The sequence below is a fragment of the Brevundimonas sp. genome, assembly GCF_031412435.1.
Lineage (GTDB): Bacteria > Pseudomonadota > Alphaproteobacteria > Caulobacterales > Caulobacteraceae > Brevundimonas.
This window is the reverse complement of record NZ_JANODA010000056.1, coordinates 1-20355: the sequence shown is the minus strand read 5'-3', so window position 1 is coordinate 20355 and position 20355 is coordinate 1. Positions and strand designations below refer to the sequence as shown.

General features: G+C 67.4%; 20 protein-coding genes. 7 read left to right on the top strand and 13 right to left on the bottom strand.

Annotated elements, in window-relative coordinates; all coding sequences use genetic code 11:
* The 5 genes from RMO01_RS11230 to RMO01_RS11210 form a co-directional block, all read right to left on the bottom strand.
* The coding region (locus tag RMO01_RS11230; protein WP_309629141.1) for an MBOAT family O-acyltransferase at nucleotides 1–907 on the bottom strand (907 nt) is incomplete at its 3' end.
* Between the two features lies 1 nt (nucleotide 908).
* Complete coding sequence (locus RMO01_RS11225) at nucleotides 909–1715, bottom strand: GDSL-type esterase/lipase family protein (RefSeq protein WP_309629140.1); 807 nt, start codon at nucleotides 1713–1715, stop codon at nucleotides 909–911.
* Nucleotides 1712–2596: a DUF459 domain-containing protein gene (locus RMO01_RS11220; RefSeq protein WP_309629139.1), complete on the bottom strand. Its 885-nt coding sequence runs from the start codon at nucleotides 2594–2596 to the stop codon at nucleotides 1712–1714. Before RMO01_RS11220 ends, RMO01_RS11225 begins: the two co-directional genes overlap by 4 nt.
* A 93-nt stretch (nucleotides 2597–2689) precedes the next feature.
* Nucleotides 2690–3649 (bottom strand): peptidase, encoded by a 960-nt coding sequence (locus tag RMO01_RS11215; protein WP_309629138.1) that lies wholly within the window; start codon nucleotides 3647–3649, stop codon nucleotides 2690–2692.
* 148 nt (nucleotides 3650–3797) lie between these two features.
* Entirely contained in the window at nucleotides 3798–4325 is a 528-nt protein-coding gene (locus RMO01_RS11210; protein WP_309629137.1) for a peptidase S1, read from the bottom strand.
* Between the two features lie 217 nt (nucleotides 4326–4542).
* Here RMO01_RS11210 and RMO01_RS11205 point away from each other — a divergent pair, with 217 nt between their 5' ends.
* The 4 genes from RMO01_RS11205 to RMO01_RS11190 are packed head-to-tail and all read left to right on the top strand — an operon-like array spanning nucleotide 4543 to nucleotide 7618.
* On the top strand, nucleotides 4543–5247 hold the full coding sequence (locus tag RMO01_RS11205; RefSeq protein ID WP_309629136.1) for a CoA transferase subunit A: 705 nt from the start codon (nucleotides 4543–4545) through the stop codon (nucleotides 5245–5247).
* 1 nt (nucleotide 5248) lies between these two features.
* Nucleotides 5249–5653, top strand: a complete 405-nt coding sequence (locus RMO01_RS11200) for a carboxymuconolactone decarboxylase family protein (protein WP_309629135.1) — start codon at nucleotides 5249–5251, stop codon at nucleotides 5651–5653.
* Nucleotides 5654–5659: 6 nt separating this feature from the next.
* The gene (locus RMO01_RS11195) at nucleotides 5660–6319 is read left to right on the top strand and encodes a 3-oxoacid CoA-transferase subunit B (protein ID WP_309629134.1); all 660 of its coding nucleotides are present in this window, start codon (nucleotides 5660–5662) and stop codon (nucleotides 6317–6319) included.
* A gap of 42 nt (nucleotides 6320–6361) precedes the next feature.
* Complete coding sequence (locus tag RMO01_RS11190; RefSeq protein ID WP_309629133.1) at nucleotides 6362–7618, top strand: toxic anion resistance protein; 1257 nt, start codon at nucleotides 6362–6364, stop codon at nucleotides 7616–7618.
* Here the strand turns inward: RMO01_RS11190 and RMO01_RS11185 are convergent.
* From RMO01_RS11185 to flgK, 8 genes are all read right to left on the bottom strand, one after another.
* Complete coding sequence (locus RMO01_RS11185; RefSeq protein WP_309629132.1) at nucleotides 7615–8217, bottom strand: ABC-type transport auxiliary lipoprotein family protein; 603 nt, start codon at nucleotides 8215–8217, stop codon at nucleotides 7615–7617. The two genes, RMO01_RS11190 and RMO01_RS11185, sit on opposite strands and share 4 nt — an antisense overlap.
* A complete protein-coding gene (locus RMO01_RS11180) occupies nucleotides 8214–9152 on the bottom strand; it encodes an MlaD family protein (protein WP_309629131.1) in 939 nt (312 codons plus the stop codon). Before RMO01_RS11180 ends, RMO01_RS11185 begins: the two co-directional genes overlap by 4 nt.
* 12 nt (nucleotides 9153–9164) lie before the next feature.
* Nucleotides 9165–9983, bottom strand: coding sequence for an ABC transporter ATP-binding protein (locus RMO01_RS11175; protein WP_409013072.1), 819 nt, complete (start codon nucleotides 9981–9983; stop codon nucleotides 9165–9167).
* Entirely contained in the window at nucleotides 9980–11098 is a 1119-nt protein-coding gene (locus tag RMO01_RS11170) for an ABC transporter permease (protein WP_309629130.1), read from the bottom strand. Before RMO01_RS11170 ends, RMO01_RS11175 begins: the two co-directional genes overlap by 4 nt.
* 105 nt (nucleotides 11099–11203) lie before the next feature.
* On the bottom strand, nucleotides 11204–12664 hold the full coding sequence (locus RMO01_RS11165; RefSeq protein ID WP_309629129.1) for a UdgX family uracil-DNA binding protein: 1461 nt from the start codon (nucleotides 12662–12664) through the stop codon (nucleotides 11204–11206).
* A complete protein-coding gene (locus RMO01_RS11160; RefSeq protein ID WP_309629128.1) occupies nucleotides 12664–13905 on the bottom strand; it encodes a putative DNA modification/repair radical SAM protein in 1242 nt (413 codons plus the stop codon). The genes RMO01_RS11165 and RMO01_RS11160 overlap by 1 nt, the downstream gene beginning before the upstream one ends.
* Before the next feature lie 66 nt (nucleotides 13906–13971).
* Complete coding sequence (locus RMO01_RS11155; protein WP_309629127.1) at nucleotides 13972–14928, bottom strand: flagellin; 957 nt, start codon at nucleotides 14926–14928, stop codon at nucleotides 13972–13974.
* A complete protein-coding gene (gene flgK, locus RMO01_RS11150) occupies nucleotides 14928–17048 on the bottom strand; it encodes a flagellar hook-associated protein FlgK (protein ID WP_309629126.1) in 2121 nt (706 codons plus the stop codon). Before flgK ends, RMO01_RS11155 begins: the two co-directional genes overlap by 1 nt.
* A 395-nt stretch (nucleotides 17049–17443) precedes the next feature.
* Here flgK and RMO01_RS11145 point away from each other — a divergent pair, with 395 nt between their 5' ends.
* The 3 genes from RMO01_RS11145 to RMO01_RS11135 form a co-directional block, all read left to right on the top strand.
* Nucleotides 17444–18976 (top strand): flagellar hook-length control protein FliK, encoded by a 1533-nt coding sequence (locus RMO01_RS11145; RefSeq protein ID WP_309629125.1) that lies wholly within the window; start codon nucleotides 17444–17446, stop codon nucleotides 18974–18976.
* Nucleotides 18977–18980: 4 nt separating this feature from the next.
* Nucleotides 18981–19733 carry a flagellar hook assembly protein FlgD gene (locus RMO01_RS11140; RefSeq protein ID WP_309629124.1) on the top strand — a complete coding sequence of 251 codons (753 nt, stop codon included), beginning with the start codon at nucleotides 18981–18983 and terminating at the stop codon, nucleotides 19731–19733.
* Nucleotides 19734–19745: 12 nt separating this feature from the next.
* Nucleotides 19746–20355 (top strand): flagellar hook-basal body complex protein (locus tag RMO01_RS11135; RefSeq protein WP_309629123.1); only part of this gene is annotated, 610 nt, incomplete at its 3' end.

Genomic DNA, 20355 nt, shown 5'->3' with positions numbered 1-20355 from the left:
CGCCCCCCAGCGGCACATAGAGGTAGTCCCGCAGCCAGCTGGACAGGCTGATATGCCAGCGCCGCCAGAAGCTCTGCATCGAGGACGCCCGGTAAGGCTGGTCAAAGTTGCGCGGGAAGGAATAGCCCAGCAGGGCGGCGATCCCGATCGCCATGTCCGAATAGGCCGAGAAGTCGCAATAGATCTGGACCGCATAACCATAGACCGCCGCCGCGATGTCGATGGCTCCATAGGCCGACGGATCGAAGAACACCGGATCGACCAGGTTCACTGAGATCTCGGATGCGATCACCGTCTTCTTGAACAGGCCCCAGACGATCAGCAGCAGGCCGTGCGTGGCCATCGCCCGCGTCAACCGCGGCGTCCGGTCGAACTGCGGCAGCAGGTCCGAAGCGCGCACGATCGGTCCCGCCACGAGGTGCGGGAAGAAGCTCATCAGCAGCATGACGTCGAGCAGGCTCTTCGCCGCCGGCGTCTTGCCGCGATGCACGTCCACGACATAGCTGATGCCCTGGAAGGTGAAGAAGCTGATCCCCACGGGCAGGACGATCTGCAGCAGCGGCAGGTCCCGCTCCCAGCCGAACCGCATCAGCAGATCGCCGGCCTGTTCGATGAAGAAGCCGTAGTATTTGAAGAAGCCGAGGATCAGCAGATTGACCGCGACGCCCAGCGCGACCAACCACGCCTTCTTCGCCCCCGGCTGCCGCGCGATCAGCGCCCCGACGCCCCAGTTCAGCACCGCCGACAGGATCAAAAGGCCGACAAACCGCCAGTCCCACTGGGCGTAGAAGAACCAGCTGGCCAGCAACAGGAACAGCTTGCGCCGCCCGTTGTCGCGATCCAGCGACCAGGCGGTGAAATAGACGAACAGGAAGAACACGCCGAACGCCAGCGTCGGGAACAACACTCTACCCGCCCCCCCGGCGGCGGTCGTAGGCGGCGATGATGTCGGCGGCCAGCAAAGACCCGATCCAGTCGCCGCCGGTGCCGGTGAAATGCACATGGTCGCCGCGCATCAGCGGCGTATCCCCCTGGGTCAGGGCGTGGGCCGAACAGTCTCCCCCCATACGGCCCCTCCAGTCCCAGAACGCGACGCCCGTCGACGCCGCGACCCGGTGCTGCACATCCCGCACCACCGACAGCATCTCCGGCGCCTTCCAGCGCTGATCGGCGTCGCCCGCACACCGCCCGCCTCCGTCGCCCCGCATCGCCTCGGGCGCGCCCAGGATCAGGATCGACGTCCCGGGCGAAGTCTGCCGCACCCGCTCGAGCTGACCCCGCAGCAGGGCCTCGTAGGCGCGCGGGTCCAGCAGTTCGTCGAACCCCTCGTTGGTGCCATAGGCGATGATGATCAGATCAGGTCCCGCCTCGCCGTCGTCGAACAGGTGTTCGCGCCCGGCCATGCCGACCAGCGTCGCCCCGACCACGCCGTGCGCATGAAGCTGGATCGGCGCCCCCTGGAACCGCGTCTGCAGCCGCCACAGCAGCGACCGTGTGATGTCCCCGCCCGCCGTATGGCTGTCGCCGAACTGTACGATAGTCACCGGCCGGCGCTGGCTGAACGCGGCAAAGAACTCGATCAACCCTTCCGGCTGGCACAGACCGCCCGGACATGTCGCGCTGACGGGCGAAGGCAGAGGCGAATAGGGACGTTCCTGCGCGGCGGCCGATCCCGCCAGCGCCAGTCCAAGGACAAGGGCGATCGCCCGGATCACGCCGCTGGTTCTGCAACCGGGCTGACCAGCCCCGCGTCCCGCTTCAACCGCGCGGCCACCGGCTCGGTGATCCGCAGATAGCCGGCCATCGACATGTGAATCCCGTCATTGGCCCGCATCAGCCGCCGCCGCCCGGTGCCCGTCTCCGGCAGGTAGGCGTCGTACTCGCCCTCGGCGTTCTGGGTGATCGTTTCGGTCTCGATATAGGGCACGCCCAGTGCGGCCATCCGCGCCGAAACGACACCGTTGATCAGCATCATCCTGGCGTCGAAACTGGCCCGCTTCATCGCCGGAAGCCCGACCCAGTAGACGGCGACGTTCTGGCCGCGCAGCATCGCCACTAGGTCGTCGACCCGCTTGGCATAGGCAGTCTTCCAGCCGTCGGTGCCGAAGTCGTGGATCTCGCCGTCGATACTGATGCCTTGGGCGTCGTTCGTGCCGAACAGGATCACCGCTGCGTCAATCGGTTCCTCGGCGATCTGGCGCGCGGTCTTGGCCTGGATGTCGACGTAGTCGTAGCGGCTCAGGCCCGTTGAGACCTCGCTGAACTTGGTCACTCTCACGCCCGGCTGGTCGCGCATCTCGCGATAAAGACCGGTCCACAGGCCATCGGCCATCGAGTCTCCAAACACCCCGATCCTCAGATGACCGCTCGCGGCACGCGCGGCCAAAGGCGTCAACGCGGGTCCGGGCGCGGCCGGTGCGGCGGGCAAGGCAGCGGGCGAAACGGTCGTCGGCGATGGACTGGCGGAGGCGTTGGCCGCACCACCCGGCATCAGGGTCGGACGACGCAGCCAGCCGCGACCGTCCGGCGTCAGCGCCAGACCGATCAGGACCCCGACGACCAGAGCCGCCGTCACTGCATTGATACCCGCGCGCAAACGACCCACCCCGACCGGGAAACTCAGGATCTGCTTATAGCGCGGCTATTGGCGACGTCGCCATGCCGCTCCCGCCACGCACGAGGATTAAGGCTAGTTGGAATAGAGCTCGCTGATGTCCAGCCGCGCCGGCTGGCTCGTGCCCGAGCTGTAGGTGCCCACCCAGATGTCGTAGGTGCCGCTCGCCGGATTATCGATGCGCAGCGACGGGTTGGATCCGCTGGTGCCGCTGTCATCGTCGCAGTACCAGAGGCCGTCGGGTGAGTTGACGACCAGGGTCGTGTCGCTGGCGCTCTCCACGCTGAGGATCAGAGGCAGACTGCCGGCGCTGTAGCTCAGCTCGAGGTCCGGGGCGCGCGTGACGAAGCCCCGGCAGTGGGAAGCGATATTCTGGGCGTCGATGCTGCCGCCGGCGCGCATGGAAATCCTTCGCGGATCGGGCGTGAAGCCGGCGCTCAGCGTCACCGTGCCATAGTTGGCCGCCTCGAAAGGATCGACCGCGCCGGCGTAGTTGCTCTGCGGGTCGCCGCCGCCCATCGCGTTGCTGTTCAGTTCGGTGATGTAGAGCTGCGCCGCCGCGCCGTTGCCGCCATAGGCGCCGACGAAGACGTCGTACACGCCTGACAGCGGATCGGGGATCGACATCAGCGGATTGGTGCCGTCGCCCGAGTCGTCGTCGCAATACCAGCGTCCGTTCGGCCCATTGATGACCAGGGTCGTGTCATTGTCGCTGGTGACGCCGAAGATCAGCGGCAGACTGCCTGCGCTATAGGTCAACTCGAAGTCCGGGGCTGTGGCGACCATGCCGACACAGCCGTTGGCGACCGAGGTGGCGTCGACGTTGCCGCCGGAATACATGTCGACGCGATAGGGATCGGGCGTGAAGCCGGAGCTCAGGCTGACCGAGCCGAAGGTGGCGTTCTGGGTGATGTCCACCGAAGGGGTCTGGCTCTTCTGACCCTTTTGCCCGCTCGGCGCCGCCGCCATCGATGCGCCCGCCGACAGCGCCAAAGCGGCGCCGAGCGCCACCGCGGACCCAAGACCGGTCTTCATCGCACTACCTCCCGACGAGGCGACGCCCGTCGCCAATACGCGATAATGTCGTCCACCTGTGCGAGGCGTCGTCATCAAAACGAATGAGAGCGCCAGATCCGCACAGGGCGGATCAGATATCATCGCTCAGCTAAAGACAACCGTCGGATCACTGAAGCTCGGTGATGAACAGCTCCGCGTCCCCGCCGTCGCCGTCGAACGCGCCGACCCAGACGTCATAGACCCCCGACTGAGGCCGATAGAAGCTGACTTCCGGATCGGTCCCGCCGCCGGAATCGTCGTCGCAGTACCAGCTGCCGTCCGGAGCGTTGATGACCAGGGTCGCGTCCTGATAGCTCGACACCCCGAATGTCAGCGGCAGGCTGCCGGCGTCGTAGGTCAGCTGGAAGTCCGGCGCCCGCGAGATCATGCCGACGCATTCCCCGCCCAGGCTGGACGCATCAATCTCCCCACCCGACGTCACGGAAATCGTGCGCGGATCGTCGTCGAAGCCGGCGCTGAGATATTCCTCGCCATAGTTGGCCCGTGCGCTGGGATCCGGCGCGCCATAGCCGCCGCCGTAGGTTCCGCCGCCATAGGCCGGTCCCGGCCCGTAACCTCCATAGCCGTATGGATCCTCGACGCAGCCCGACAGGCCGACGATCGCCAGTGCGCCCAGCGCCAGAATGATCCGCATCACATGGTCCCCACAGAGCCCCTCGCTCCCTTCGGCATCAGAGATCATCAACTGTGTGAAAACAACCGGCCGTCGGAAATCGTCAGGTCGCCCGGCAGTCGGCTTACCGTTGGCGCTCTGCGCGTCACCTCGCTACCTTGCCCCCGCGCCCCGACCGCCGTATGGAGCGTCAAAGCCACCGATATTCATCTGTCGGTGAAATAAAACGAGGAAGCTGATGCGCAAGATCTTCACCGACGCCGCTGCGGCGCTGGAAGGCCTGACCTTCGACGGTATGACCGTCATGTCCGGCGGCTTCGGTCTGTGCGGCATCCCCGAGAACCTGATCGCAGGGCTGAAGGCCTCGGGCGTGAAGGGTCTGACCGTCATCTCCAACAACGCGGGCGTAGACGGCTTCGGCCTCGGCCAGCTTCTGGAGACGCGCCAGATCGCCAGAATGATCTCGTCCTACGTCGGCGAGAACAAGGAGTTCGAGCGCCAGTATCTGGCCGGCGAGCTGCAGCTGGAGTTCAATCCGCAGGGCACTCTCGCTGAACGCATTCGCGCGGGCGGCGCCGGCATCCCGGCCTTCTTCACCGCCACAGGCGTCGGCACCCTGGTCACCGAGGGCAAGGAGGTCCGCAACTTCGACGGCCGCGACTACGTCATGGAGACCGGCCTCGTCGCCGACCTCGCCATCGTCAAGGCCTGGAAGGCCGACGCGGCGGGCAACCTGATCTTCCGCAAGACCGCCCGCAACTTCAACCCGATGATGGCCACCGCCGGCAAGACGACGGTCGTCGAGGTGGAGCACATCGTCCCGACCGGCCACCTCGATGCCGACCACATCCACACGCCCGGCATCTATGTCGATCGCATCATCCTGGGGACGTTCGAAAAGCGGATCGAACAACGCACCATCCGCCAGCACGCGGACGCCTGATATGACCGCCGAACGCGCCGAGCGCGGCGCGGCCTACATGCAGACCCTGGATCCGGGCCTCGAAGCCGCCCTGCGCAAGGGCATGGCCCCCATCGCCCCCGACTTCGCCGACATGATGGTGGAGTTCGGCTACGGCGAGATGATGAGCCGCCCCGGTCTCGATCCGAAGAGCCGCCAGTTCGTCACCCTCGGCGCCCTGGCCGCCCTCGGCCATCCTGCCGACCAGTTGAAGGGTCACATCAACGGCGCCCTCTCGGTCGGCGTGACGCCGCAAGAGATCGTCGAAGCCCTGATGCAGGTCGCGATCTATGCGGGCTTCCCCGCCGCCACCAACGCCCTGCGCGTCGCCAAGCGCGTCTTCGCCGACCGGGGCGTCAGCCCCCTGCCCCTGTCCCCTTCGGAGTAATCTGAGATGCCCCGCACCCGCGACCAGCTCGCCGCCCGCGCCGCCCGTGAACTTGAGGACGGCTTCTATGTGAACCTGGGCATCGGCATCCCGACCCTGGTGGCCAACTACATTCCGGCCGGCATCGAGGTGACCCTCCAGTCCGAGAACGGCATGCTCGGCATGGGTCCCTTCCCCTACGATGAGGACGTCGATCCCGACCTGATCAACGCCGGCAAGCAGACGATCACCGAGATCCCCGAGAGCAGCTATTTCTCCTCGGCCGACAGCTTCGCCATGATCCGCGGGGGCCACATCAACCTGTCGATCCTGGGCGCCATGGAAGTGGCCGAGAACGGCGACATCGCCAACTGGATGATCCCGGGCAAGCTGGTGAAGGGGATGGGCGGCGCCATGGACCTGGTCGCGGGCGTGAAGCGCGTCGTCGTCGTCATGGAGCACGCCAACAAGCACGGCCAGTCCAAGGTCCTGAAGGCCTGCACCCTGCCCCTGACCGGCACGGGCGTGGTCAGCCGTATCATCACCGACCTCGCCGTCTTCGACGTGAAGCCGGACGGCGCGGGCCTGGAGCTGATCGAACTGGCCGAGGGCGTGACGCTGGACGAGGTCGCCGCAAAGACCGAGGCGACCTACACCGTTTCCCAATCCCTGAAAGCTGCGGCATAGTTAATCCGGGACCGGCCTGAGGGGGTCGGAACGGAGGGTGATATGGGTGTTGCGGTGTCGATCAGTCCGCCGGGCGGCGCGCCGAAGCCGGATCCCGCGCGCGTGGCCGCGATCCGTTACACCATCGTCGACGAGCCGGAGACCTGCGTTGCATTCGGCGAGAGCGCGCGCGCCGCACTCGCCTCGCTGAACGACCGCGCCCTGGCCGAAACACGCACCGGCGACCTGGGTGAATGCCGCCTGCTGCTCGATCACATCCGCGACCATGTCGCCGGCCTCGACCCGGCCCGGCTCGTACCGCGCAGCGGCCTCGCCGGACTGTTCGACAGCCGGAGCAAGCGTCTGAAGGCCTTCCGTGCCGGCTATGCTTCCGCCGACTCCGCCGTCACCCAGGCCGCCGCCGACATCGGTGAGCGCGTCGCCGTCCTCGCGCGCAGGGACACGGCGCTGGAGACTCTCTGGTCCGAAACCCGCGAGGCCATCGCCGAACTCGACGCCCACATCGTCGCCGCCCGCAGTTGGCTGGCGAACGAGGCCGTCGCGCCTGTCATGGAGCGTGTTGCGGAGAGCGCGGCGCCCGAACCGGCCGGGGACGCCCTCCAGCCGGTAGAGACTATTGCCGAAGCGGGCGCGGAGTTCTCACCGGCGCCGGTCGACGGCCCGGTCGAGGCGCTTGGCGAAACCCCGGAGGCCGCAGGCTCAGGAGCTGAGGTCGAACCCGAAGTCGAGGCCGACGCAGGGGGCTCTGCGCCCGTTCTGTCGGAAGCGGTCGAGTCGCCAGAAACTGTCGTCCTGACTGACGTCGCCGAGCCCGTCGATGTCGTGGAACTCGCGGCTGAAGCCTCTGCCGAGCCAGAACCCGAAACCGCGCCCGAGCCTGAGGCCGAACTCCAGAGCGACCCCGATCCCGAACCCGTTCACACGCCCGCGCCCGTCGCGTCCCTGCCCCATCCGCTGGAAACCCGGCTGACCGCACTCGAAGCCCTGCGCGCCACAGCCATCGGCCGCCTGCCCCTGCTGCGCGCGGCCCAGAACGCCGACTGCCGCACCCCGACGGCCCTGAAACAGGTCTGCGACGGCGTAGAGGCCTGGCGCGCCGACTGGCAGGACGCCCTCGGCCTGGCGGGCAAACGCCCGAAAAAGATCACCCCGGACCGTGTCCGCCTGTCGCAGGCCACATCCGCCCTGACCGACCGCATCGACGCCGCAGGCCGTGCGCTCTCGGCCGCGCAGGGCCGCCGCGCCGAGCTCGACGCCCGGGTGGCGCCGGCTCAGACGACAATCGCCCTGGCAGCCTAGTTTGTCGTCGCGTTCGCGTCGGTCCAGGCCACGATCTGAGTGTTCAGGTCCCGCGTCGCCACATCATAGGCCTCGACGATGGTCGCGAGCCGGTTCTCGCCGGCTGGCTGGCTGACCGTAAAGGTCTGTTCCGCCACCACGGTCCGCTCCGGGAAGCGCAGAAGCCGGGCCCGCGCGATGATCACCACAGTCGGCGCTCCGCCCGCGTATTCGTAGCGCGTCTCGAACGCATGAACATCGACATCCAGCAGCCGCGTCGTCGGCGTCAGCTCGCGCCGTCCGATAAGCCGGACCGCCCGCGCCTGCGAGGCGAAGCTGGCCTCCAGCGCGTCGCTGTAGAGCATCAGGGCCGGCGAGACCCAGCGCGCGCCGGCGATATAAGCCGCCTCCGAGCCGGTAATGCCCAGCAACCGGTCGCCCTGGGCGGCCTGAGGCATCTCCAGCGCGCGAAGCTTGACCTGGACCGGTGAGGCCACGGGCGTCGCGACTGGCCCGGCCGCGCCGAAACGATACAGCTGTACCGGGTCCGGCGATGATAGCAGGGCGCATCCGGACAGGGACAGGGCGGCGACGGCCGCGAGAGCGAGGGTGCGGATCACGGCTGGACCTCCAGTTCCTGGGACGGCGCGCGGGAGATGAAGTCACGGGGACTGGATCGGACATCGTCCACCAGACCCTGCAGGGATCCCGTCGCCTCTTGCAGGCCCTGGATCGCCTCGAGCAGCTGCGGCACGCCGGTCGTCGCGAACTCACCGGCCGGTCCCTCGATGGCGTTGGCCGTGCGGTTGATCGAGGCGATCGCCTCGCGCGCATCGGCGGTCGCCTCGTTGATATTCCGAACCGCGGCCGCCCCATCCTCATTGACCAGACGGCGCGCATCGACACCCAGGGCGCGATACTCGACGATGGCGCCGTTGGCGTTCTCCAGCGCCTTCTCGAGGTCCTCGAACATCCCCTTGCGGGCTTCGAGTTCGGTCGAAAGCGCCTCGACGTTACGCACGCTGGTCGAGAAGCTGCGGATGTTGTCGTCCGAAAGCACCCGGTTGATCCGGTTGAGCGCATCCACCGTCTGGGCCAGCACCGTGCCCGAACCCGACAGCAGCTCCGCGATCGGCGAGGGCTGTGACTGGATCACGGGCACGACATTGTCCGGATACTGGGTCTTCAGCAGGGCGCTGCCGTCCGTGCCGGCCGTGATCTGGATGTAGTTCAGGCCCGTAATGCCCTGCGGCTCCAACTGGGCGCGCGAGGTGACCCGCACCGGCGTCGTGCTGTTCAGCCGAACGCGTGCGATGACCTGATCGCCCTTGTCTGGGTCCAGGTTCAGGTCGGTGACCTCGCCCACCCGGATGCCGTTGAAGTGAACTTCGCCGCCTTCGGACAATCCCCGCACCGGCCCGTAGAATACGATGTCATAGATGTCGTAGTCGTCGTTGAACTGCAGCCGGGCCAGCCAGATGGCGAACACCGCCAGCGCCGCCAGCAGGGCGACGGTGGCTATGCCCACGGCGGCGTAATGTGCGTCTCTTTCCATCTCGGTCTCGTCCTAAGCCGCCTTGGTGGCTGCGCGACCGCGCGGCCCCAGGAAGTATTCCTTGATCCACGGGTGGTCGGATTTCTCCAGCTCCTGCACCGTGGTCTTTTCGATAACCCGCTTGTCCGCCAGCACCGCCACCTTGTCGCAGATGGCGTAGAGACTATCGAGATCGTGGGTGATCATGAAGACGGTCAGCCCCAGGTCGTCGGACAGCTTGCGGATCAGCTCGTCGAAGGCCGCCGCCCCGATCGGGTCCAGGCCCGCCGTAGGCTCGTCCAGGAAGATCAGTTCCGGATCCAGCGAGAGGGCGCGGGCCAGGCCGACACGTTTCCGCATCCCGCCCGACAGCTCGGCCGGCTTCTGGTGATGCGACTCCGGCTTCAACCCGACCATGGCGATCTTCATCTCGGCCAGTTCGCGGATCGTCTCCTTCGGCAGTTTCGTGTGCTCGACCATCGGCGAGGCCACGTTCTCGAGCACGGTCAGTGACGAGAACAGTGCCCCCTGCTGGAAGAGAACGCCTGTGCGCCGCTCCATGTCCGCGCGCTCCGCGTCGGTCGCCCCGCCAACATCATGGCCGAAAATCCTGATGGAGCCGCCCTCGGGCTCCTTCAGGCCGATGATGGAGTTCAGCAGCACCGTCTTGCCGGTGCCGGACCCTCCCACGACGCCGAGGACCTCGCCTCGCACGACATCCAGTTCGAGGTCCTTGTGAATGACCTGCTCACCGAACTGGCTCAGCAAACCACGCACCTCGATCAGAACCTCCGGCTTTTTGACGTTCGGCGCGTCGTTGGCCGCGCCTGCCGTCGTTCGGACCGCCTTCACAGGTTCAGCTCCAGGAAGATCAGGGCGAAAACGGCGTCGAGGGCGATGATGGCGAAAATCGCCTGCACCACCGCCGCCGTCACTCGCCGTCCGAGGCTTTCCACGTCCCCGGCGACGGCCATGCCTTGACGGCAACCGATGGCGGCGATGACCACGGCGAACACCGGCGCCTTGACCAGGCCGACCATCAGGTGCGTCCCCATGTTCGGATCTTCGCTGACACGCTGCAGGAAGAAGGCCGGGCCGTAATCGAGCTGGCTCCAGACGACCAGCATGCCCCCCAGGAAGCCCGAGACCATGCCGACGAAGGTCAGCAAGGGCACCATGGCGAGCATGGCGGCAAGGCGCGGGATGACCAGAGCCTGGAAGGGGTTGACGCCCATCACCTGCATCGCGTCGACTTCCTGGTTCATCCGCATCGAGCCGATCTCGGCCGCGAACGACGAGGAGGAGCGGCCCGCGAGCAGGATCGCAGTGATCAGAACGGCCAATTCCCGCAGGACGGCCACGGCGACCAGTTGCACCGTGAACACCCCGGCCCCGAACTGGGTCAGCAGGTCTGCCCCCAGGAAGGCGATGACGGAGCCGATGAAGAAGTTGGTCACGGCGATGATCGGAAGGGCATCCAGGCCCGACCGCTCGACCTGACTGATCCAGGCCGGCCAGCGGATCGCGCCGGGATGCCGGACGGCCGAACCCGTCGCCCCCATCAATCGACCCAGGAAGGCCATCGACAGCAGCATCTCGGCCGCCGCGTCGTGCACCCCGTGGCCGATCTTGGCGAAGATGCGCACCAGCGGCGCCTGGCGTTTCGGCGGCTCGGCGCTCTGGCGTTCCAGCGTCTCGACCATTGCATAGATGCGCCCGGCCTCGGGACGGGTGTCGAAGGCGTTGGCGGGCATGGCGAAGTTCGACGCCTGTACCAGAGCCAGGGCGCCGGCCGTATCGAACCTGCCCAGTTCGCTCAGATCGACATGGTCGATACTGACGCCTTCCAGGTTTTCGCCCAGCCGGATGGCGGTCTGGTTGATCCCCATGGTCGTCCAGTCGCCCGTGAGCTTGAGCACGGTCGCGCCGCCCTTGGCGTCCTCGATGTGGAAATCAGCCGTCCTCATACGCCCACCCTTAGACGAGCCCGGGCGAATCGCCCATGCCCGATAGCCGTGTCGAAACCGTATGGAAGATGTGCCGTCATCGTTCGGCAACAGCCGTTACGCAAGTCATAGGAGCTCCCGAACGGCCTTCAGATCACGAATGAAAGTCGCCCGCTCGCGCACCCTCGCCGCCGCGTCGGGAATGCGCAGCAGATAGGAAGGATGCACCGTGATCATCGCCGCCGATCCATCCGGCAGCGACAGCCGCTGACCTCGTTCCTGCGTTACCGCCACCTTGCGGTTCAGCACGCCGAGAGCCGCCGTGCCGCCGAGGGCCAGTGTCACCTTGGGCCGCACCAGCCGCCGCTCCTGATCCAGCCACCAGCGGCAGGCCGAGACCTCGTTGGTCGTCGGCGTCTTGTGAAGCCGCCGTTTGCCGCGCGGCTCATGCTTGAAGTGTTTCACCGCATTGGTGACGTAGACCTCGGCCCGATCGATCCCCGCCTCTTCCAGCGCCGCGTCCAGCACCTGCCCCGCCGGTCCGACGAACGGCCGCCCTGCCAGATCCTCCTGGTCGCCCGGCTGCTCGCCCACGATCATCAGCCTGGCCGCCCTGGGGCCCTCGCCGCACACGCCCTGGGTCGCATCCTGATAGAGAGGACACCGGCGACAGGCCTGCACGCCATGCTTCAGCTCATTCAGGTCCGAAGCGACGAACCCTTCCTCGTATGACCCGTCCCGGACGCTTCGCGCGATAGCCTTGGCCAGACGGGCGTTGGGTTCGGTAGGCGAACTGGCGACCATGACTTCGGTACGCGCGCGCGACGCGGCAATCAGCTTCGGGATAAGCGAAGCCTCGGGCAGGTTCTTCCAGTACCGTTTCGGCATCTCGCCCTGCATCGTCTGAACCTTCAGCCGCGCCGGGTTGAAGGTCGACGCATAGTAGGTCTTCCAGAACTCCTCGATCTCGTCGTCCTGCGGCGCATCGGCGGCGCTGGCCGGCGGTCCGAACGTCAGCGCCTCGCCATCCCAGAAGCACGATCCGTCCGGCGTCAGGATCGACCACCGCATCGTCGTGAAGCGTCGAACGAAGAATCCCGCAGTCTTCTCCAGCACCCGATGCGCGGGCTCGAACCAGGCGACGAACGCCTCGCCCGCCTCGTCCTGAACCGCCCGAAAGCGGACGAAGGCCTTCATCTTGTGCGAGGCCCGGCTCACGTTCTTGGCGCGCTCCATCGCGTCGGCGACATCGCGATCCGACACGACCTTCATCAGATCCGGTTCGGCCCTCAGCCGCCACAGCAGCCGGTACATCAGGTCGAACCGGTCGGCGGACCGATGCAGTATCACCTCCTGCGCGACGTCCACGAACGCCTTGGGGACGGTGAACCCACTCTCCCCGCCTGCATCCCCGCGAACGCCGGGACCCGGGTTTTCGGGCCCGGGGTCAAACAAGGACCCGGCGCCAGACGAACCCTCCACCGCGAACCGCGCCGCCGCCGGATCCACCCCCGCCAGCCGGAACGCCCGGGCGGCCTTCCGCCACCCCTCGAAATCCGTCTCGTGCGCCACCTCCGCCGTCGGCATCAGAACAGGCTCAGTTGCTCAGGCTTCGGCTCACCCACAAGCCGCTGCCGTAGATCGACCGCGTCCGTCAGCCCGCCCGGGGTCCAGTCCAGCGTGGTGATGAACGGCCGCACCTTGTCGATCCCCCGGCACAGCCGCGCGATGTCCTCCAGCCTCAGCGTCCGGTACCGCCGAACCGAAATCATCCGATTGACCGACTTCACCCCCAGCCCCGGCACACGCAGCAGCATCTCGCGCGGCGCTGTGTTCACATCGACGGGGAACTGCGCCCTCTGATTCAGCGCCCAAGCCAGCTTGGGGTCGATCGCCAGGTCCAGCATCCCCCCGGTCGAGGCCTCAGAAATCTCCGGGGCCGAAAACCCGTAGAACCGCATCAGCCAGTCCGCCTGGTACAGCCGGTGCTCCCGCATCAGAGGCGGCTTCGACACCGGCAGGGCCGAGCTTGAATCCGGAATGGGGCTGAACGCCGAATAATAGACCCGGCGCAGTCCGTATCCGCCGTAGAGAGACGCCGATCGATCCAGAATTTCGGTGTCCGGGGCTCCATCTGCGCCAACAATCAACTGGGTCGACTGCCCTGCAGGTGCGAACTTCTGCGGGCGGAATTTGTCCCCCTTCTGCGGCTTGGCCGCCTCGACCTTGAGCCGGACGTTCGCCATCGCCTTCTTGATGACGCCGACGTCCTTCTGCGGCGCGAACCGGCCCATGGCCTCGTCGCGCGGCAGTTCGATATTGGCCGACAGCCGGTCAGCGTAGAGCCCGGCCTCTTCGACCAGCTTCGGATCCGCCTCGGGGATCAGCTTCAGGTGGATGTAGCCACGGAAGTCGTGCTCCTCGCGCAGCTTCTTGGCCACCAGCACCAGCTGTTCCATCGTGTAGTCGCCGCTGCGGATGATCCCCGACGAGAGGAACAGCCCCTCGATATAGTTCCGGCGATAGAAGTTCAGCGTCAGCTCGACGACCTCGTCCACGCTGAACCGCGCCCGCTGCACGTTCGAGGACACCCGGTTGATGCAGTAGACGCAGTCGTAGATGCAGAAGTTGGTCAGCAGGATCTTGAGCAGGCTCACGCACCGCCCGTCCGGCGTATAGGCGTGGCAGATGCCCATCCCCTCGGTGGAGCCGATCCCCTTGCCCCCGCGGCTGTCTCGTTTCGCCGTGCCGGACGATGAACACGAGGCGTCGTACTTCGCCGCGTCGGCCAGAACCGACAGCTTCTTCCTGAGATCCAGCTGCGCCATCGTTCATGGTATGTTCCTTTTCGGGAACGCCGTCCAGCGTGGCTTTATGGGAGTCGGGCTTCCGACTTATCTCAGGAAATTCAACAGAGAGACTTCACTGAGCTGCGCCACCACCTGGGCCGACGCCTGCACCGCCACCTGCGAGAGCTGCAGGTCCGTCACGGCCTTGAGCGGATCGACGTCTGTTCGGCTGGATACCAGCTTCTCCAGCGACAGCTGCTGGGCCTCATGGCTTGTCTTGATCTGGTCGAGCCGGTTGGCGAGGGAACCGTTCTTCGCCGCCGCGTCGATGGTCGAGGTCGAAGCGCTCTCCAGCCGCTTGAGCTGGGCGGTCAGAAAGGTCTTCTGCGCCTCGGTCGGCTTGCCTGTCAGCGGCCCCGTCGCCGGGTTGTCACTATAGGCCTTGATGTCCCGGAAGATCTGGAAAATGTGGCTCTTGGTGACCCCGTCCGCTTCGGTGAAGGTGAAGCCGTCCGCCAGGTAGCCTGTCTCGACCGAGGTGTTCTCCGCGATACGCGACACCTGTTTGATCTGGTCGTTGCCGAGGGTCGAGGCCACCGTCGGCGCGGCGGCCAGCTCGGTCAGGGTCGCCACCCCGACCGGCGCATTGGTCGTGTCGGCGCCGGCGAACAGATAGCCGCCCTGATGGCGATAGTTCAGCCCGTTGGTCACCGTCTGGAACTGGCCTTCGAGGTCCAGCATCAGGGTCGCCATCGAATCCGAGGCCAGCACGCTGCCTATTGCTTGGCGGGCAGCGCCCAGCGCGTCGGCGACCTGGTTTATGGCCAGATCCTGGGCCTCCAGCCGAGCCGCCACGGCCTCGCCGGTGTTGAGGAAACCCTGTACCCGCGCTGCGGCGCCCTTGAGCGCCGTCAGGGTCTCGGCCCCGCGGCCGAAGCCTTCCATGTCGGTGGCGTTCTTGCGCGTCTGGACCCGCTCGCCCGCATCGTTCTGGGCCTGCTGCGCCTGCATCAGGTTCAGCAGCGCCGACTGATAGTTTCCGTTCGTCGAAACCCGGCTCATCAGATCATCCCCAGAAGCGTGTCGTACATGTCCTTGGCGGCCTGGATCATCCGGGCCGAGGCGTTGAAGGCCTGCTGATAGGTGGTCATCAGCACCAGCTCCTCATCCAGGTTCACCCCCTCATGGTTCTGCTGACGCGCGTCGGCCTCGGTGGACAGGGCCTGGGCGCTGGCCTGACGGCTCTTGGCCGCCTGCGCCTTGCCGCCGATCTCGCCGGACAGTTCGGACGCATAGCGCGACACCGACAGATTGCCGCCCGGGCTGTCCCCGGCAGCCGAGAACCTCACCGTCTTCTGACCCGCATCGGCCAGGGCCAGCGCCCCGCGTCCGTCGCCCGAGCTCAGCGCCGCCGTCCCCGCCAAGGCAGACAGGTTCAACTGCGCCAGCGCCAGTTTCGACGGGCTCTGCTGAATGTCGGTCCGCACCTTGAAGCCGTCCGCGCGCGATGCCCGCACCCCGCCGCCCAGCCCGAACAGCTCGGTGGCCGACACGCCCGACGGGATCTGGGTCGTGGTGTCTTCCAGCACGCTCATGCGCGGCGCCGGATCACCCAGCGGCGTGAACTTCATCTCGCCAGACGCATCCATGGCGAAGGAGCCATAGCGGCCGACGCCGGTCACGGTGCTGTTCAGGGCGGTCAGCAGGTCGCCTACAGTCCCGCCGGCCGGGACCGCCACCTGGATGTCGCGGATCCTGGCGCCGCTCTCGGCGGTGAACCGGAAGCTCAGCGTCTCGCCGGCGGTGAAGCCGTGGGCCGACGTGGTCGTCATCCCCATGTCGTAGAGCGCCGGGCGCTCGCTCGAGATCAGATCGTTCATCCCGAAATAGTGGGAGAAGCCGCGCCCGGCCTTGGCGCTCGGCGTCGTGGCGCTGTCTCCGATGGCGACGCCGTTCACGCCCGCCGCCGTGATGCTCAGCTTGCCGCCGGCGAAGCTCGCCGTCGCGGCCCCGCCCAGTGTCGTGTTGAGGCTGGTCAGGAAGTTGGCGATCGGCGTGGCCGCCCCGCCATTGATGGTGAAGGTCGAACCCGAGAAGACGATGTCCGCGCGCGTGGCGATCGCGCCTGTCGTGGGATTGACCACCGCGATCGTCGTCCCGCCAGTGAACCCCGTCAGGGCGGTCGTCAGATCCTGCCCCACGTTCTTGCCGGTCAGGGTCGTGGGCGGCGGCACCGCCGAGTTGGCGTTGTGCGCCCGGTTCAGTTCGTCGGCGACGTGGGTGACCAGTTCGGCCAGCCGTTCCGCTGTCTGAGGCGAATCGACGTCGCGCAGTTCCAGCAGCCCCTTGATCTCACCGCTCTTCAGTCCGTCGGCGAAAGCGCGCTTGGTGCCGCCCGGTTCAGTGACCCAGATCTCGTTGAAGCTGGTCTCGGCATTGACCGTACCCGCGCGGTGGTACTCCAGCGTCGCCGCGCCCGCGCCGGCCAGCAGGATGCCGGCGCCGGTGCGGATCGACACACCGCCGACCGAGCGCTGCGACACCTGCACGTCCATCAGGCTGGACAGTTCGTCGACCAGCCGTGCCTGTTGCGTCTGGGCGCCGGACGCGTCTCCGTTCAGCACCGTGGCCCTGGCGATGTCGACGTTCAGCGTTTCGATCTGCTGCAGCAGGCTGTTGGCCTTCTCGATGCCGCTTTGGATCCGGCCGTCGGCATCCTCGCGCACAGCCTGGATCTGGCCTGAGATGCGGCCCGCCTCGTCGAAGATCGCCTGGGTCTTGAACAGGGCGTCCTGGCGGCGTGGGCTGGACACGGCGTCCTCGGCCGCCACGGCGAAGGCCGAGAAGACGTCGTCGATCTGGGAGAAGAATCCGGTGTCCCCGCCCGGGTCGCCGAACAGCGACTGGATCCGGTCATACAGTTCATAGCGCACGCCCTGGCGGCTGGCCTCGGCCCCGGCGCTGAGCGACGCGGCCTGCAGGAACCGGTCCGTGGCGATGCGGACCCGCGCCACCTCGACGCCCGAACCGACGCCCTGGGTCGTCAGCGAGACCTGATCGGCGATCTTGCGAACGTAGCCCGGCGTGTTGACGTTGGAGACGTTATCCGAAACCACGCGCAACTGCGTCTGAGCCGTCTGCAGGCCCGAGTTGGCGATGTTCAGGATGGTGCTCAGGCTCATCCGATTAACCCTCCGCCCGGCAAGCCCTGCCCGGCAGGCTGCGTGTCTTGCCCAGCCGCGTGCAGAGGCACGTTCGGCAACGCCTTGATTCTCTTGAACATCACTGGACGCGACTGGCTCATGACGATTCAGGTCGCAATTGGCGGGCCAGATTTCGGATGGAGGATCCGCACTCGGAAAGGTCTTGGAAAGGCGCCGGGCAAAAAGCGACTTTTGCGCGGCAAGAAACGTCGATGTCGCCCACCTGACCTGCCGGGACAATTGGCGGGTTTTCGTCGGAAATACAGGGAGATGGGTCCCAGCCGGGCGTGTGGCCCAACCCTTGCGACGGCCCATCCGAATGTTCCGGCGCAGCAGGCGCCCCCGTCCTCCAGTCCAGAATTGCCTGCCGCCGCATGTCCGCGCCCAGCCTCGCCATCCCAGCCGCGCCCTCCGTGGGCCACACCGCCGCTCCCAAGCGCGGCGCGGCGACGTCTGACGCCGACTTCGGCGCCATCCTGGATGAGACCGCACCGCCGGAGCCCCCCGCCAAAACGCCCGCCCCCACCCCTTCGAAGAGCGAGGCGGAAACCGTCCCCTCCCCGGTCGAAGACACCGCTGCCGAAACCGTGGTCGATACCGCTCCCGTCACGGACGAGATGCTCCTCGCCGCCCCGGTCACGCCGACCGTCCCCTCCGTTCCCGCCGTCGTCGAGGTTGCGCCGACGGAAGCCGCCGCCGCCGCCCCTGCCCCCAAGGCGGAGGCGTCGCCCGCGCCATCTGGCGACATCGCTCTTCCCGCGCCCACGCCCATGGACCAGCCCGAGGCGGCGGCCGGAACGGCTCCTCTCGCCGACGACAACACCCTGGTCCCCGCACCCACGCCGGGTGATCAGCCCCGCACAGCAACTGGAGCGGCGCCTGCTGTCGACACCGATGCCACGCCCTCCGCACCCGCTCCAGCCGACCAGCCCGATCTCGCGGCCCTTCAGGCGGAACAGGCCAGGGCCGCCGCCCCCATGCCTGCCGCAGCTCCGACCGCCGTGCCCGCCGCGCGCGCCTCAGCGGCCGTGGCGCCGCCTCCGGCGAAGTCCGCCGCTGACATCTCGACCTCCGCCGAGGCCGCCCCTGCGGAAGCCACGCCGGCCGCCGCCACTGTCGCGCCGGTCGAGGCTCCGGCCGCTTCCGTCGATGCGCCCCGCACCCGCGACGTGATCGATCGCGCCCAGTCGACCCGCGCCGAAGCCCGGACCAGCGCTGCCGACGATCCGGATGCTTCGACCCGGTCGGATGGCCCGCAGGCCGCCGCCCCGGCCGCCACGACTTCCACTTCGACTTCAGCCGCCTCGGCCCGACCCGCCCCGCCTGCCGCGTCCGCCGCGGCCCCCGCCCTGGCAAGCACGGACGAGACCGCCTCGGCTCCGCTCGGTACGGCGACCCAGACCACAGAGGCCCGCCCCGCCGAGACCGCCGTATCGCCAGCCCTCTCCACCCTTTCTCGCGCCACCATCGAGACGACGGCCCAGATCGCCGCCCAGATCGTGCGCAAGCTGGAAGGTCGCTCGACCCGTTTCGAGATGGCGCTGACCCCGGAGGGCCTCGGCCAGGTCGACGTCAGCCTCGACATCGACGCGGACGGCAAGCTCATCGCCAGGATGGCCTTCGACAATCCGTTGGCCGCCACCGAGCTGCGCGGCCGGGCCGACGAACTGCGCCGCCAGCTTCAGGACGCCGGCTTCACCGTCGCCGACGACGCCCTGTCCTTCGCCGAGCGCGACGCCTCCGCCGGCCAACAGGGCGGCTCTGCCTTCGACCGCCAGCCCGATCCCCGCAACGCCCGTGCCTTCGGCGCCGCCTCGCGACTCCAGGCCGACGCCGACCGGATGGCGACGCCTGCAGCCTGGATCCCTCTCACCCTGACGCCCGACCGCGTCGATTTGAAGGTCTGACCCTATGGTCGACGCCATCACCGCCAACGAAGCGGTCAGCCGCACGGAAACCAGCCGCACCAGCATGGTCTCGAATTTCGAGACCTTCCTGCAACTGCTGACCGCCCAGCTGAAGAACCAGGACCCGCTGTCGCCGCTCGACTCCAACGAATTCACGGCACAGCTGACGCAGATGACCGGCGTCGAGCAACAACTGCTCACCAATGACCTGCTGACCAGCCTCCTGGAGGCCCAGCAGGGTGGCGGTCTGGGCGGCGCGTCCAACTACATCGGCAAGGACGCTACGGCGGCATGGGCGGTGACCAAGCTCGACGAAGGCTCGGCGACCTGGTCCTACGAACTCGGCGCCTCGGCCTCGGAAGCCAGGCTCGAAGTGCTGGACTCGACTGGCAAGGTCGTCTGGACCGGCCCCGCTCCGGACCGCACCACCGGAACCCACGACTTTGTGTGGGACGGCAAGACCACCGCCGGCGGCCAGCTGCCCGACGGCGGCGTCTACTCGCTGAAGATCACCGCCAAGAACGGCACGGCCACCGTCGACTCCCAGGTCCTGACCCGTGGACGCGTCACCGGCGTCGAGATGTACGACGGCGTCCCCTACCTCACCATCGGCAACTCGATCGTGCCTGTCTCCAGCGTCTTCGGACTGCAGGATCACGTCGCCGCAGACGCCGCCCCCGAAGGCGCCGAAGACAGCGAGGCCAGCCTCGCCGCCCGCATCGCCTCCGCCCTGAACCCCCTCAAGTTGCTTTCCTAAGGAGCCCACGCCGTGAGCATCAATTCCGCCCTTCTGGCTGGCGTGTCCGGCCTGACCGCCAACTCCGCCGCCCTGGCTGCGATCTCGCAGAACATCGCGAACGTGAACACGGTCGGCTACAAGCGCACTGCCGCCGAGTTCTCGACCGTCGTCAACGCCCAGAACCAGGGCGCCGGCTATTCCGCCGGCGGCGTTCTGGCCAACACCCGCAACTACATCTCCCAGGCCGGCCAGCTTCAGCGCACGACCTCCTCGACCGACCTCGGCATCACGGGCCAGGGCTTCTTCGTCACGACCGAAAAGGCCGAGGGCCTGGACGCCGGCGACGCCCGCCTGTTCACCCGCGCCGGCGCCTTCCGCGTGGACGACTTCGGCTTTCTGAAGAACACCGCCGGCCTCTATCTCCAGGGCTGGCCGGTCGACTCCGAAGGCGGCATCACGCGCGACCCGTCCGATCTCGGCAAGCTGAAGTCGATCAACGTCGGCTCGGTCGGCGGCACGGCGGAAGCCACCACCCGTATCCAGCTGAACGCCAACATCAAGTCCAGCCAACTGGTCTCGGCTGAAGCCACCGACGCCGCGGCCGTTCCGCCCGGCGCGAACGCCTATGACCCCGCGACCA

What these genes read in the sequence shown, in the direction of transcription:
- RMO01_RS11215 (WP_309629138.1), bottom strand. Translation starts at nt 3,649, where the DNA reads ATGAAGACCGGTCTTGGGTCCGCGGTGGCGCTCGGCGCCGCTTTGGCG.
- RMO01_RS11210 (WP_309629137.1), bottom strand. Translation starts at nt 4,325, where the DNA reads ATGCGGATCATTCTGGCGCTGGGCGCACTGGCGATCGTCGGCCTGTCG.
- RMO01_RS11205 (WP_309629136.1), top strand. Translation starts at nt 4,543, where the DNA reads ATGCGCAAGATCTTCACCGACGCCGCTGCGGCGCTGGAAGGCCTGACC.
- RMO01_RS11200 (WP_309629135.1), top strand. Translation starts at nt 5,249, where the DNA reads ATGACCGCCGAACGCGCCGAGCGCGGCGCGGCCTACATGCAGACCCTG.
- RMO01_RS11195 (WP_309629134.1), top strand. Translation starts at nt 5,660, where the DNA reads ATGCCCCGCACCCGCGACCAGCTCGCCGCCCGCGCCGCCCGTGAACTT.
- RMO01_RS11190 (WP_309629133.1), top strand. Translation starts at nt 6,362, where the DNA reads ATGGGTGTTGCGGTGTCGATCAGTCCGCCGGGCGGCGCGCCGAAGCCG.
- RMO01_RS11180 (WP_309629131.1), bottom strand. Translation starts at nt 9,152, where the DNA reads ATGGAAAGAGACGCACATTACGCCGCCGTGGGCATAGCCACCGTCGCC.
- RMO01_RS11170 (WP_309629130.1), bottom strand. Translation starts at nt 11,098, where the DNA reads ATGAGGACGGCTGATTTCCACATCGAGGACGCCAAGGGCGGCGCGACC.
- RMO01_RS11165 (WP_309629129.1), bottom strand. Translation starts at nt 12,664, where the DNA reads ATGCCGACGGCGGAGGTGGCGCACGAGACGGATTTCGAGGGGTGGCGG.
- RMO01_RS11160 (WP_309629128.1), bottom strand. Translation starts at nt 13,905, where the DNA reads ATGGCGCAGCTGGATCTCAGGAAGAAGCTGTCGGTTCTGGCCGACGCG.
- RMO01_RS11155 (WP_309629127.1), bottom strand. Translation starts at nt 14,928, where the DNA reads ATGAGCCGGGTTTCGACGAACGGAAACTATCAGTCGGCGCTGCTGAAC.
- flgK (WP_309629126.1), bottom strand. Translation starts at nt 17,048, where the DNA reads ATGAGCCTGAGCACCATCCTGAACATCGCCAACTCGGGCCTGCAGACG.
- RMO01_RS11145 (WP_309629125.1), top strand. Translation starts at nt 17,444, where the DNA reads ATGTCCGCGCCCAGCCTCGCCATCCCAGCCGCGCCCTCCGTGGGCCAC.
- RMO01_RS11140 (WP_309629124.1), top strand. Translation starts at nt 18,981, where the DNA reads ATGGTCGACGCCATCACCGCCAACGAAGCGGTCAGCCGCACGGAAACC.